This is a genomic window from Pseudomonas sp. ICMP 8385, from assembly GCF_002699915.1.
GTDB classification, from domain to species: domain Bacteria; phylum Pseudomonadota; class Gammaproteobacteria; order Pseudomonadales; family Pseudomonadaceae; genus Aquipseudomonas; species Aquipseudomonas gessardii.
In genome coordinates this window covers 1-13,342 of the sequence record NZ_LKBY01000035.1, presented here as the reverse complement: position 1 = coordinate 13,342, position 13,342 = coordinate 1, and the positions used below count along the sequence as shown (strand labels likewise).

Here is a 13,342-nt window from a genome sequence, read left to right as displayed (position 1 = left end):
CGTGTCTCGAACAGCCGGGCCAAGCCGAGTACTTGTAAAGCCGCGCACTTATGCCTAGCTTATGCGCCCCCGCCCCGCGCTTTAAGGCCTTGCCCCATGGTTTTGCGTTTTCGCCCCGTCGTCACCCCACGTTTGGCCCTCGGCCTGTTGCTCAGCGGCGGCATCGGCAACAGCCTGGCGGCTGAGCTGGAACTACCGGCGCTGAACATCCAGGGCCAGGATGAGTCCGGTTATCGCGCGCAAAGCGCGTCGGTCGGCGGCTTCGATGAAGCGCCGCTGCTCGACACCCCGGCCTCGATCACCGTGATCAACGCCCCGCTGATCAAGGACCAGCAGGCCCGCCTGCTCAGCGAAGTGCTGCGCAACGACGCCTCGGTGGGCGAAAGCTATGCGCCGATCGGCTACTACGAGAATTTCGTGGTCCGGGGCTTTTCCCTGAATGCCGCCAGCAGCTACAAGATCAACGGGCGCACCATCACCGGCGAGCAGAACGTCGCCCTGGAAAACAAACAGCGGGTGGAATTGCTCAAGGGCCTGGCGGGCCTGCAAAGCGGGATTGCCGAACCCAGCGGCGTGATCAACTACGTGACCAAGCGCCCGGAAGACGTGCGCTCGGTCACGGTGTCCACCGATGACCGCGGCAGCGGCTATATCGCCACCGACGTCGGCGGCTGGTTTGGCAGCGAGCAGCAATTCGGCCTGCGCGCCAATGTCGCCCATGAAGACCTCAATTCCTATGTCGAACACGCCAATGGCCAGCGGGACTTTGTGTCCCTGGCGTTCGACTGGAACATCAGCCCCGACGCCGTGCTGCAACTGGATGCCGAATACCAGGACAAGCAACAGCGCTCGGTGCCCGGCTACCAGTTGCTCGGCGGCACCGAAGTGCCCCACGACGCCTCGCCGAAAAAACTGCTCGGCCACCAGAGCGGCGCCAAACAGGTGGGTATCGACTCGCTGAACCTCAACGGCAAGTTCGAGTACCGCTTCACTGACCAGTGGAAAGGCAGCGTCAGCGCGGCCCGCAGCAAGGTGGTGATTGATGACTACAGTTCGTTTGCCTGGGGGTGCTACGGCTTTCCCAGTTGCGCCGGCGTCAAAGTGCCCAACTACTTCAGCCCGGAAGGCAACTACGATATCGCTGACTACCGCAGCCCCGACGACACCCGGCGCAATGATGAAATCCAGGCGGCCATGAGCGGCCTGTTCAGCACGGCCGGCCTGAGCCATGAACTGACCTTCGGCACCAGCGCGTTTCGCCGGGTGATCGACAAGCGCAAGTCGGTCAACGAATACATCGGCAGCGGCAATATCGATCAGGACCCGGAAACCTTCCCGCCCACCGACAAGCCCCTGAACGACAGCCACCGGCGCCTCGACAGCCGCCAGTACGGGCTGTTCGTCACCGACCGCATCCGCTTCAACGAACAATGGCAAACCGTGCTCGGTGGCCGCGAAGTGCGCCTGGATGAAAAAGCCTTCGATCAAGAGGGCGTGCAGGAGCGTCACACCCAGCAGTACGAATTCCTGCCCAACGCTGCGCTGATCTATAAGCCAATGGACAACCTGTCGCTGTACACCAGCTACAGCAAGGGCCTGTCCCTGGGTGGCGAGGCGCCGTGGTATGCGAGCAATGACGGGGAAATCCTCGCCCCCACCGTCTCACGCCAGATCGAAGCCGGGGTGAAATACGACTGGCGCCGCATCAGCTTCGCCGCCGCGGTGTTCCAGACCCGCCAGGCCTACCAGTACGCCAAGCCAGACAGCGCCGGCGAATTCACCTACGTACAGCAGGGCCAGCAGAAAAACACCGGCCTGGAACTGTCGGCCAATGGCTGGGCCACCGAGCGTTTGCAGATTGCGACCAGCGTGGCGGCGATTCGCGCCCGGGTGAACGGCAGCGGCACGCCGCAATACGAAGATCACCAGACGATCAACGTGCCCAAGCTGCGTGCCAGTGTGTACGCCGACTACGCCCTGCCCTGGGTCAATGGCCTGGCGGTGCTCGGCGGCGTGCAATACAGCGCCAGCAAGAAGGCCAACCGTACCGGCAATGTGGAAGTGGGGGATTATGCGCTGGTCAATATCGGCAGCCGCTACACCACCAAGGTCGATGGCTATGAAACGGTGTTGCGCCTGAGCGTCGACAACCTGTTCGACAAGCGCTACTGGCGTGACGCCGGCGAATACATGGGCGATGACTATCTGTTCCAGGGTGCGCCACTGACCGCGCGCTTGAGTGCTTCCGTCAACTTCTGACCCCGGCCCCTGTGGAACCTGGCTTGTGACTTGTGTGAGGCTGGCTTGTGTGGGAGCCAGCTCCCACACAAGCCAGCTCCTACATTAGCCAGCACCTACCCTTGCATATCGCTACTTGGGCATCTTGCGAAAGCCCACCGCCAGGCGGTTCCAGCTGTTGATGGTGGCAATGGCCACGCTCAGGTCGACCTGTTCGGCCGGGCTGAACTCGGCCTTGAGCAATGCATAATCCTCATCGGCGGCGTGGGTCTGGCTGATCAGCGTCAGGCTTTCGGCCCAGGCCAGGGCGGCACGTTCGCGTGGGGTGAAGAACGGCGTTTCGCGCCAGGCCGAGAGGGTGCACAGGCGGCGTTCGGTCTCGCCGCCCTTGCGTGCGTCGGCGGTGTGCATGTCCAGGCAGAAGGCGCAGCCGTTGATCTGCGACACCCGCAGGCGCACCAGTTCCAGCAGGGGCAGTTCGATGGACAGTTTGCCGACGGCCGCCTCCAGGGCGAGCATGGCTTTCAGGGCGTCGGGGGAAGCGGTGTAGAAGTCGATGCGCGCGTGCATGGTGTTGCTCCAGGACAGTAAAAATCGGTGCCCAGCTTAATCAGCCCACGGCCACAGACAAATAGCCAATTGGCGCGAAGAACAGGTAGCCAATGCCCGGCGCTTCAGGCCCGGTTGCGCAACCAATGCAAAAAGCCCTTTTTCACCGGCACGATTGGCGCCTCCTGGGTCAGGTGCTGGGCGGCGTGCAGACGGAAATCCAGGAGGTTCTGCATGGCTTCGCCAATGTCGTGGCGCGCATCCAGGCACGGTTTGAGGTATTCCTTTTCGATGCGGTAGAGGGTGCAGTAGGTCTTGGCCACAAAATCTGCCGGCAGGCTCTGCCCATCGAGGATCCCGGCCTCGCCGATCACTTCCCCCGGGCCCATGCGCCCGGCTTCGAATTTATGCCCGGCCTTGGCCAGCATCACCGACACCACCCCGGACTCGATGATGAACAGATGGTCGCTGACCTCCCCGGCCGGCAAGATCATCGCGCCGGCACGGAAGGTGTGTGGGGTCATGTTCTGGCTGAAGGTTTCCTTTTCTTCCTGGCGCAGGGTCGAGAAGATCGTCGAGCTTTCCAGCAACGCCCGCGCGGGGGATGTGGTTGGCGAGGTCGGGCTTTCGGCACTGGACAGCAGGCTCACACCAGCCGCCTGCAAGTGCCGGTAGGCCAGGTCGTAAAGCTGGTTGCGCACCTCGCGCTTGAGGGTCATGGCCGGCACGAAGCCGCTGATTTCATATTCCACGCCACCGCCGGTGGAGGTCTTGAACGCCACACTTGGCGCCGGCTTGGCCAGCAGTTGCCGACAGCCCTGCATGGCGCGCTCCAGGGCTTCGAGCACTGTTTGCGGGCGCGCATGGGGGCTGACTTGCAGGCTCACCGCCAGGCCGAACATATCGGCCGGGCGCGAGAAGTTGATGATCTTGGCCTTGGCCGCCAGCGAATTGGGGATCACCGCCATGCTGCCCTGGGAAGTCTGCAGGCGCGTGGCACGCCAGTCGATATCCGTCACCCGGCCTTCGGTGCCGTCGATGGAGATCCAGTCATCCAGCTGGTAGGGCTTGGTGGTGTTGAGCACAATCCCGGAGAACACATCACTCAAGGTACTTTGCAACGCCAGGCCGACGATGATCGCCACCGCGCCGGAGGTGGCGAGCACGCCCTTGACCGGCAGGTCGAGCACATAGGCCATGGCCGCAATAATCGCGATCAGGAAGATCACCGCGCCCATCAGGTCTTGCAGCAACCGCCCGGTATGGCCGACCCGTTGCATCATCACGGCGCCAAGCAACACGGTCAGGGTGCGGGCTGCGAACAGCCACCAGCCGATCTGCAAGGCCGTGGCAGCCAGGTGCAGCGGGGTGTTGTCGGCATAGGGGGCCAGTTGCATGGGGTTCATGCCGTCGTTGAACAGCACGGCGCTGAACACAGCGAAGATGCCCAGGCGCGCGATCAGCTTCCAGTTACCGGGGTTGGCGACGAACAGGCGCCACACAGTCATGTCGATAACAATCAGCGCCAGGGCGCACAGCATCGGGTGATCGGCGATAAAAGACAGCATCCAGGCGACTCCAGGGCGAAGGCCCTGAAGATCGCACAAAATGGCACTGGCGGGTATAGGGCGCAGCCATCTGTGGCGAGCAGGCTTACCCGCTCGCCACCACCACAAAGTCCAGATTCAGCGCTGGGAATCGAGCAACTCATGCTCGGTCGCCACCTGCTGGGCCTTGATATAGCTTTCGATCAGCAGTTGGTAGTGCGGCATCGCCTGGGTGTAGACCTTCGCCCACTGCTCGGCATCCGCGCGGTTCCAGGAGCCTTGCAGTTCCGACAGGGTGGCCATGATGTCGATGGGCACCGCACCGGCCTGGGCCAGGCGGGCGATAGTCAGGTCGGTGGCCAGTTTCGAGTGGTTGCCCGAGGCATCGACCACGGCAAACACTTTGTAGCCGGCATACACCGCGCTGATCGACGGGAAAGCCAGGCATACGCTGGTCAAGGTGCCGGCGATCACCAGGGTTTTCTTGCCAGTGGCCTCGACGGCCGCGCGGAACTCGGGGTTGTCCCAGGCGTTGATCTCACCTTTGCGCGCCACGTATTGCGCGTGGGGCGCGGCTTCGGCGATTTCCGGGATCAGCGGGCCATTGGGGCCCTGGGGAACAGACGCGGTGGTGATCACCGGGATGTTCAACAGGGTCGCCGCCCGGGCCAGGGCGATGGCATTGGCCCGCAATTGCGGCACGTCCATGTCCTTGACGATCTGGAACAGGCCGCTCTGGTGATCGATCAACAGCATCGCGGTGTCGTTGGCGTCGATGGTCGGTTTCTGGCCGTTGAAATTAGCCGCTGCTGGGTGGGTCATGGGGTCTTTCCTCTTTTCACGGGCAACAGCCATCCTTGGCCGGTAAACCGGCCTGGCTGTCAGGGTTGGGTGATTTAGGTGCCGCGCAGGCGTATCAGCCGTGCAGTTGGCCGAACTGACCGGACTGGAAGTCGGCGAAGGCCTGGTGGATCTCTTGCTCGGTATTCATCACGAACGGGCCGTGACCGACGATGGGCTCGTCGATGGGTTCACCGCTGAGCAGCAACACCATGGCGTCGGCGTTGGACTCCAGGCTGATTTGCTCGCCATCGCGCTCGAACAGCACCAGTTGCCCTTCGCGTGCCAGTTCCTGGCCGTTGACTTGCACAGTGCCTTTGAGCACCACCAGCGCGGTATTGCGCCCGGCAGGCAGGTCCAGGGTCACGGCCTTGCCGCCGTTGAGGCGCAGGTCCCACACGTCAATCGGCGTAAAGGTGCGCGCCGCGCCGGTGTGGCCGGCGAACTCACCGGCGATCAGGCGCAGGCTGCCAGCGCCATTGGCCAGGGGCAGCACGGGGATATCGCCGTCGAGGATCGTCTGGTAGCCGGCGTCGCTCATTTTGTCCTTGGCCGGCAGGTTGACCCACAGTTGCACCATCTCCAGGGCGCCGCCGCTTTTGGCGAACGCTTGGGAATGGAACTCTTCATGCAGGATCCCCTTGGCAGCAGTCATCCACTGCACATCGCCCGGGCCGATTTTGCCGCCAGCGCCGGTGGAATCGCGGTGCTCGACTTCGCCCTTGTAGACGATGGTCACGGTTTCAAAGCCGCGATGCGGGTGTTGGCCCACCCCACGTCGTTGTGTAGTCGGGGTGAAATCCGCCGGGCCGGCGTGGTCCAGCAGCAGGAACGGGCTGATGTGCTTGCCCATGGTGTCGTAGGAAAACAGCGTGCGAACCGGGAAACCGTCGCCGACCCAGTGACCGCGGGGGCTGGTGTAGATACCGATGATGTTTTTCATGGTGTTTCTCCTAATCAGTGCATGGAGACACCTTAAATCCGTTACCTTTATTGCACTAGACGGCAAAAACGACCCTTAGCGTTCTATTTGGAGAACGATGGTGGAAGACCTCAATACCCTCTACTACTTCACCCAGGTGGTCGAACATGGCGGCTTCGCGGCCGCCGGCCGGGCCCTGGACATGCCCAAGTCCAAGCTCAGCCGGCGTCTTGCCGAGCTCGAAGAGCGCCTGGGCGTGCGCCTGATCAACCGTACCAGCCGCCATTGTTCCCTGACCGAGATCGGCCAGGCCTATTACCAGCGCTGCCTGGCGATGCGCATCGAAGCCGAAAGCGCCGCCGAAGTGATCGAACGCAACCGCTCCGAACCCCAGGGCATCGTGCGCATAAGCTGCCCCACCGCCCTGCTCAACTCCTGGGTCGGGCCGATGCTCACCCGCTATATGCTGCAATACCCATTGGTGGAACTGCATATCGAGAGCACCAACCGGCGTGTCGATGTGATCCACGAAGGGTTTGATATCGCCCTGCGTATCCGCTTTCCGCCACTGGAAAGCAGCGAGTTGGTGATGAAGGTTTTGGGCAACAGCACCCAATGCCTGGTGGGCAGCCCGCAGTTACTGGCGCGCATGTCCAGCCCGGCGCTGCCGGCCGACCTCAATGGCCTGCCGAGCCTGCATTGGGGCTCGGCGCAACGCGAATACCACTGGGAACTGTTTGGCAGCAATGGCGCCAGCGCGGTGATCCGCCATATGCCGCGCATGGTCACCGATGACTTGCCGGCCCTGTGTCACGCGGCGACAGCCGGCCTCGGCGTGGTGCACCTGCCCAGTGCGGTGGTGCACAACGATATTGCCGCCGGGCGCCTGGTCAACCTGCTTCCCGGTTGGGCGCCGCGCACCGGGATCGTCCATGCAGTATTCCCCTCGCGCCGGGGCTTGCTCCCGTCAGTGCGGGCCCTGATCGACTTTCTCGGCGTGGAGTTTGGGCAGAGCGACATGGTGTAACGCCCCCTCCTCTAGACACCAACCCCGTAGTCGCGACTGCCGAGCTTTAATCTCTCGGCACCAGCGGGGTGTTGGAGCGGTCCGGCAAACCCACAAGTTGCTCCGTGAGCGCCGCAGATTAATGCAACTGAGGAATCTCCGGTAACGCACGACGCAACGCGCCAACGAGCCCAGGCTCCTTATTGTTGAGAAGAACTCGCGTCAGCCATGCCTCAAAGGGACCTCGGCCAGTATTCTTCAACCGGCTCGCCGCCTTGGCGAGCATGCCCTTGTTATCAATGAGTGATAGAAGCATCGGGATATTGCGCGAAGCAATAGCTTCGTTAATTTTTGCTCGACGTTCTTGTGCAATGGCCAACACATCAAGGCTTTGCGTCTGTTGCTGGTAGGCTGCACTCATCTGTTCAATGGACGGCTGCGCACTCAAGTCCGTTTTCTTGAGTAGCATGTCAATTCGTCGTAGGCAGTACATCCGTACAACTTGCTCAATGGCCGGGGGCTGACCCGCCATCGTCAACAGATCATCGTGCAGGGCCGCGATACGACTATCGACCTCCTCCGGGGCCAAATGCTCGCCCATTGCTATTTCCCGAGTGACGTCAGGCAGCAAGAACAGGTTTTCAATTTCAGATACGGGCAATACAGCCACACCGCGTTGGGCGAAGTGAGCAATATCGTCCGCCTCATAGCCATCAGCATCAATGATCCCGGCGCATGTGATACGCGTAAAAGCGTTATTGGCCCTCAGCGTCACAACGGCATGAATCACATCCTGGCAAGAGCCTCTTGGCATGACCGTCCACTCTGGGTAGGCGCAGCGATAAACCGCTGTATCAAGGCTGTTCGAGTTACCTTCAACGAAGAGAATCGGGCGACGACTGCCGAGTAACAGCGTCGTCACCTCCTCCGAAAACCCAGTGTCTTCCGGGACGGGCTCAACATTCCAGATCGGCCCTGTTGACTGAAAGTCACGGATGACAAATTTTTGCCCCACCCGACTGGCTGCGAACTCCAAGTCGTGCGTAATGAACAGCAGGGCACAATCTGGCCTGGCGTTTTCCAACTGGTCCCAGAGTTTGCTCATGATGGATCGATGGATATGCAACTCAGGCTCATCGATGACCAGGATGGAGTCTTGGGCCACGACCAGCACTTGTCCGATGAGGTAGAAAATTGCGCGTTCGCCGTCGCTCATATCGGCAGCGCTGTAGAATCTTTCGTGGCCGGGTATACGGACCTGAATGTCGTCTCCGCTGAACACAAGCTCCCGATGGGGTAACAGCTGTTCCCAAATCGTCTTCAGTACTTCGAACTTTGTAGCAGCGGGTGTCTCAGTGTTTCCCGCTCGTATGTTGTTGTGTGAAACCAATGCCGTGCGCGACTGTTCTGCGAACAATACCTGGAGGAGAAAGTCGAAGTCGTTTAATAATTTACCCGCAGCCTTAGATCCCCAACGATACCCAGAACGTTGATGGATCTCGACAGATGAATGTCCAAATCGCAAACCCTTCACCGCGTGACTTTCTTTTATCTTTGCTACGTCAGGGTTTAGCTCAAGTGCACGATGCGCCGAGATTCTATGAACCGCCTCACCACCCGCCTCCTCCAGATAAACCGCCAGCCTGCTTTTACCCCCTCCGTTTGCCCCCACAAATATTGCTGACGTGCCAGATTCAAGAGTGACTGAAACAGAACCTGTAGGCGTGGGAATAGCAAGTGTGAAAGGCATGATGGCTGAGCGTCCTGGCTGTCCGAAAAGGCAACCAGTATATCCGACGCACTAGATGGCAATTCAATAGCACCGCACAAATGCGAAAAACACCAAAAGCCCTGTAGGTATCAACTGGCTGGCGAAGGTGGTTAACGATAACGCGGGAAGCCTGAAGAAACGTGGTGCCCTTGCGTTTCCCTGCTATGCCAGCCAGTTAAGCGGATTCCGCTTAACTGGTCGACATTAGGGCAAGCCCGCGCCTTCAGATTGTGCTATCAGCGCTTGGCCAGCTCCATAATCATCCGGCTCAACAGATAAACCCTCGGCACCACGCTCTCCACCTCGGCATATTCCTGCGGTGTATGGATATTGCCGCCGACAATCCCGAACCCATCCAGCGTCGGGGTGCCGACGCCCGCTGACAAGCTGGCGTCCGCCGCCCCGCCACTGCCTTCAATGGTCAGCTGACGGCCCAGTTCGGCGTAGATGCCCTGGGCGATCACCACCAACTTGTCGGATTCAGGCGTCTGCGGCATCGGTGGCAAACCCCGTTTCAGACTGGTCGTGACCTGCGTTTCAGGAATCAGCTGGTTGGCGGACACCCGCGCCAGATCCCGCTCGATCCGATCAAACTCTTCCGGCAACGCCGCCCGCACATCGGCCTTGGCCGTGGCCTGGTCGGGGATCACATTAGTCCGGTCGCCGGCCTTGAGCACGGTGAAGTTGATGGTGGTTTTTTTCTCTGCATCCCCCAGCTTGCCCAGTTGCAGGATCTGGTGGGCGACCTCCATCGCGGCATTGCGCCCCAGCTCCGGGGCGACCCCGGCGTGAGCCGCCTTGCCCTTGACCTCGACCACCGCCGTGGCGCTGCCCTTGCGCCAGACCACCAGGCCATCGGCCGGACGCCCGGGTTCCAGGTTCAGCGTGACATCGTGGGCCCTGGCCGTGTTACGGATCAGTTCGGCGGCGGCCTCGGAGCCGACTTCTTCGCTGGCATCGAGCAGGAAGGTGATTTGCGCGTAGTCCGTGAAGTTCTGGTTTTTCAACACTTTCAAGGCGTAGATCCCGGCCACGATCCCGCCTTTGTCATCCATCACGCCGGGGCCATAGGCGCGGCCGTCCTTGATATAAAAGGGCCGCTCGGCCGCCGAGCCTTCCTTGAACACGGTATCCATATGCGCCATCAGCAGGATTTTGGCCTTGCCCTTGCCTTTGAGGGTGGCGATCACATGGCTGTTATTGGCCGCCGCATCCGGCACCAGCTCGATGCTGAAACCCAGCTGTTTCAATTCAGCGACGGCAATATCGCGCACCTGGGTCAGGCCCGGCTCGTAGCCAGATCCCGAATCGATATTCACCAGGCGCTCCAGCAACTTCAAGGCCGGGGCCTTGTACTGTTCGGCATCGGCCAGGATCTGCGGGTGCGGTTCGGCGCTGAAAGCCGGCATGGCGCTGCCCAGGGAAAGCGCCAGGGCGGCGGACAGCAGCGTGCGTTGGACGTTGAAAATCATGAACAGATCCTTGTTTATTAGAGAGGGAATGTCACAGCCTACCTGACAAAAGCCACTTTATTCAGCCTCAAGCCGGTCGCTTCCGACCGGGGGAATGTTCGGTAGGCACCGCCGAAATATCCCACCTGAGTACCGGATAAGCTCTACTGATACACGGTGAAAACCTCTGCAAAGTCCCTCGCCTGATCACACAGCGCAAGGGACCGCCGATGTACTGCCCAATTGATGCCCCGGTCCTGGGGGCAACCTCTTGAATGCCACCATGGGTTTTATGGTCCTGGCGGCCATGGACACAAAGACGCGGGACGTCGAGGCGATACTCGCCGACTTCCGCCAATGCCTGAACACCTATGACGCCTGGGCCGAGAGCTTCTGGCGCTTTTCGGCGCTGGAGCTGGAACAGGTATTCAAGGTGGGCGATGAGGTGGCGCTGATGGCGCCCATGTCGTCCAAAGCCCCCAGCAGCACCGTCGCCATGTGCAAGGCCAGTGGCACGTTGACCCTGGTGCATTTGTTTGAAAGCACACGGTTTGTGCCCATCGGCAACACCCCGGTGATGCTGCAAGCCATCCCCGCGGACGGTGGCCCGCTGGGCGAGCCCATTTACAAAACCATCGGCCCCAGCGGGATTCTCGAAGTCACCGAGTGCACTCGCGACCAACTCTATCGGATCACCTTCTATCCCAACGTTTCCAGGGATCACGTCAAGGCGTTGTATGCGTCTTACCAGTCGATCCTTGCGCCGCTGGAAAGTCAGTTGCGCAAAGACTGGACCGACACGTTCGAGCCCTTGTGGCAGGAGTATCGCGAAGCCAACTTTGTGCAGCGCTACCGCCTGCTGGACCAAGGCTATGCAAACGGGTTCGGCCACGCACTGCATGAACTGTGGGACAACATCGAACACTTGTATCAATGGCTGGCGGACCTCAGGCCCAACAGCGAAAAACTCCTGCAATACCTCGCTCAAACCGAGCTGGATGCCCTGCTGGAACTGAGCCAGGACGCCATCGCCAATGGCCTGCTGGTGCTTAGCGATGAGCCACTGCTGTTTATCTACCTGGCGGCGATGGTCAGCTGGATGCGGATGCTGCCGCCGCCGTACCTGAACGAGCTGCTGGGGCAAATCACCGCCGAGGTACTGATCAACCTGTTGCTGGTGTGGGTCACCGCCGGCATGGGCGTGACGGTACGCCTGGGCGCGCAAGTGCTGGGCAAGGTCAAGTCAGGGCGGGTGCGCCAGTGGCTGGAGCAAATGGCCCGGCCGTTTGCGGATACCCGGTTGGACCGTCATGCCGAGGCGCTCCGACCGTTATTACTGGGCAGCCCTGCAACGCCGATCAAGACGGTGCCCAGCGTGCCGCTGAAGGCCGGCGCGATGGAAGTAACCAATCCGGTGCCGTTGGTGCGGGAAAAATCCGCACCCAAAACGACCTTGGTCAAGCATCAGGCGGTGGACGACGCGCCCTCCTCCGCGAAAAACCCCAACGGCCAGGCCAGCGCCAGCGCCGACAACACCGCGACCCACGGCTGCCCGGTGTCCATGGTCACCGGCGAAGAACTGCTGACCCTGACCGATGGCGAGNCCAACGGTGAAGCAACCGCCAGCGCTGATAAAACCGCGACCCACGGCTGCCCGGTGTCCATGGTCACCGGCGAGGAACTGCTGACCCTGACCGATGGCGAACTGGACGGCGTACTGCCATTTGCCTGGACGCGCCTGTATCGCACCAGCGCCGTGGAGGTGGATTGCGGCCTGGGCTTTGGCTGGAGCCACGCCTTGGCCCAGCACCTGTGTGTGGTCGGCGGCTCGGTGGTGTGGACCGATCATGAGAACCGCAGCACCACCTTTCCCCTGCCCTCCACGGCCCGCCCGGCCATCAGCAATAGCTTGGCTGAAGCGGCGATTTATCTGGGGGCGGCGTCGGATGAACTGGTGCTGGCGCAGGGCGCACGTTTCTACCACTTTCACGACGGTGTGCTGACGGCCATCAGCGACGCGTATGACAACCGCCTGCGTATTTCCCGCGATGGTTTGGGGCGGATTCTGCGCCTGGATAACGGTGCCGGTCGCGCCCTGCTGTTGCGCTATGACCGTGGGCATATCGTGGCGGTGGACTACCAGGTGTTTCGCGTGGACAGCGAAGCGGACGACGCCTGGGTGACCGAGCAGAACCTGGTTGCCTACCGCTATGACGAAGAATGGCGACTGCTTGAGGCGACCAATGCCATCGGCGAAAGCGAGCGCTATCAGTACGACAGCCTCTCGGTCATCACTGAACGACAGTTGGCCGGTGGGGCGAGTTTCTTCTGGGCGTGGGAACGGTCTGGCAAGGCCGCGCGCTGTGTACGGCATTGGGCCAGTTTTGCGCAGATGGATACGCGCTATGCCTGGGATGACAACGGCAGCGTCACCTTGCTGCACGCCTGCGCGCTGTGTACGGCATTGGGCCAGTTTTGCGCAGATGGATACGCGCTATGCCTGGGATGACAACGGCAGCGTCACCTTGCTGCACGCCGATGGCAGCCAGGAAGTCTACGTGCATGACCCGCAGGCACGCCTGGTGCAGCGGGTTGATCCCGATGGCGGTAAGCACTTCAAGTCCTACGACGCCCAGGGTCCTTGCTGCACGCCGATGGCAGCCAGGAAGTCTACGTGCATGACCCGCAGGCACGCCTGGTGCAGCGGGTTGATCCCGATGGCGGCAAGCACTTCAAGTCCTACGACGCCCAGGGGCGGCTGACGGTTGAGCAGGATCCCCTGGGCGCGATCACGGCCTATCAGTACGACGAGGCTGGGCGCTTGGTCGCGCTGTTTCCTGGGGATGACGAGCCCACCTCCTACGAGCATGAGCATGGTTTCGTACGGGTCATGCGCCGGGGTGAGGCGGTCTGGAAGTACCAGCGCAACGATCAGGGCGCGATCACGCGCCAGACCGATCCAGACGGCAATCTCACCGAGTACAGCTACGACAAGCGCGGGCAGCTTTTAGCGGTTTG

General features: G+C 61.3%; 9 protein-coding genes and 2 pseudogenes. 5 read left to right on the top strand and 6 right to left on the bottom strand.

The genetic code is table 11. The features are described from left to right. The first annotated feature begins 96 nt into the window (after positions 1–96). A complete protein-coding gene (locus AO268_RS05565) occupies positions 97–2,259 on the top strand; it encodes a TonB-dependent siderophore receptor (protein WP_099168110.1) in 2,163 nt (720 codons plus the stop codon). Between the two features lie 111 nt (positions 2,260–2,370). Here the strand turns inward: AO268_RS05565 and AO268_RS05560 are convergent, their stop codons facing one another. The 4 genes from AO268_RS05560 to AO268_RS05545 form a co-directional block, all read right to left on the bottom strand. Continuing rightward, positions 2,371–2,808: a carboxymuconolactone decarboxylase family protein gene (locus AO268_RS05560; RefSeq protein ID WP_076964360.1), complete on the bottom strand. Its 438-nt coding sequence runs from the start codon at positions 2,806–2,808 to the stop codon at positions 2,371–2,373. A gap of 104 nt (positions 2,809–2,912) precedes the next feature. After that, positions 2,913–4,355: a mechanosensitive ion channel family protein gene (locus AO268_RS05555; RefSeq protein WP_099168109.1), complete on the bottom strand. Its 1,443-nt coding sequence runs from the start codon at positions 4,353–4,355 to the stop codon at positions 2,913–2,915. A gap of 117 nt (positions 4,356–4,472) precedes the next feature. Beyond that, positions 4,473–5,156: an isochorismatase family protein gene (locus AO268_RS05550; RefSeq protein ID WP_076964362.1), complete on the bottom strand. Its 684-nt coding sequence runs from the start codon at positions 5,154–5,156 to the stop codon at positions 4,473–4,475. 94 nt (positions 5,157–5,250) lie between these two features. Beyond that, entirely contained in the window at positions 5,251–6,117 is an 867-nt protein-coding gene (locus AO268_RS05545; protein ID WP_099168108.1) for a pirin family protein, read from the bottom strand. Positions 6,118–6,214: 97 nt separating this feature from the next. Here AO268_RS05545 and AO268_RS05540 point away from each other — a divergent pair, with 97 nt between their 5' ends. Continuing rightward, positions 6,215–7,123: a LysR family transcriptional regulator gene (locus AO268_RS05540; protein ID WP_099168107.1), complete on the top strand. Its 909-nt coding sequence runs from the start codon at positions 6,215–6,217 to the stop codon at positions 7,121–7,123. A gap of 118 nt (positions 7,124–7,241) precedes the next feature. On the opposite strand, the gene AO268_RS05535 is transcribed toward AO268_RS05540, so the two are convergent. Both AO268_RS05535 and AO268_RS05530 read right to left on the bottom strand, forming a co-directional pair. Continuing rightward, positions 7,242–8,852, bottom strand: coding sequence for an AAA family ATPase (locus AO268_RS05535; RefSeq protein WP_076964364.1), 1,611 nt, complete (start codon positions 8,850–8,852; stop codon positions 7,242–7,244). 257 nt (positions 8,853–9,109) lie between these two features. Beyond that, complete coding sequence (locus AO268_RS05530) at positions 9,110–10,345, bottom strand: M20/M25/M40 family metallo-hydrolase (protein WP_099168106.1); 1,236 nt, start codon at positions 10,343–10,345, stop codon at positions 9,110–9,112. A 286-nt stretch (positions 10,346–10,631) separates the two neighbouring features. On the opposite strand from AO268_RS05530, the pseudogene AO268_RS33075 reads away from it, so the two are divergent. From AO268_RS33075 to AO268_RS33065, 3 genes and pseudogenes are all read left to right on the top strand, one after another. Then, positions 10,632–12,758, top strand: a pseudogene (locus AO268_RS33075) (DUF6531 domain-containing protein); the annotation flags it as partial. Between the two features lie 49 nt (positions 12,759–12,807). After that, positions 12,808–13,086 carry a hypothetical protein gene (locus AO268_RS33070; protein WP_257154345.1) on the top strand — a complete coding sequence of 93 codons (279 nt, stop codon included), beginning with the start codon at positions 12,808–12,810 and terminating at the stop codon, positions 13,084–13,086. Then, a pseudogene (locus AO268_RS33065) lies at positions 12,972–13,342 on the top strand (hypothetical protein); the annotation flags it as partial. The gene AO268_RS33070 and the pseudogene AO268_RS33065, both read left to right, overlap by 115 nt.

Coding starts and splice junctions, on each gene's coding strand:
- AO268_RS05530 (WP_099168106.1), bottom strand. CDS start 10,345: ATGATTTTCAACGTCCAACGCACGCTGCTGTCCGCCGCCCTGGCGCTT.
- AO268_RS05535 (WP_076964364.1), bottom strand. CDS start 8,852: ATGCCTTTCACACTTGCTATTCCCACGCCTACAGGTTCTGTTTCAGTC.
- AO268_RS05555 (WP_099168109.1), bottom strand. CDS start 4,355: ATGCTGTCTTTTATCGCCGATCACCCGATGCTGTGCGCCCTGGCGCTG.
- AO268_RS05545 (WP_099168108.1), bottom strand. CDS start 6,117: ATGAAAAACATCATCGGTATCTACACCAGCCCCCGCGGTCACTGGGTC.
- AO268_RS05550 (WP_076964362.1), bottom strand. CDS start 5,156: ATGACCCACCCAGCAGCGGCTAATTTCAACGGCCAGAAACCGACCATC.
- AO268_RS05540 (WP_099168107.1), top strand. CDS start 6,215: ATGGTGGAAGACCTCAATACCCTCTACTACTTCACCCAGGTGGTCGAA.
- AO268_RS05565 (WP_099168110.1), top strand. CDS start 97: ATGGTTTTGCGTTTTCGCCCCGTCGTCACCCCACGTTTGGCCCTCGGC.
- AO268_RS33070 (WP_257154345.1), top strand. CDS start 12,808: ATGGATACGCGCTATGCCTGGGATGACAACGGCAGCGTCACCTTGCTG.
- AO268_RS05560 (WP_076964360.1), bottom strand. CDS start 2,808: ATGCACGCGCGCATCGACTTCTACACCGCTTCCCCCGACGCCCTGAAA.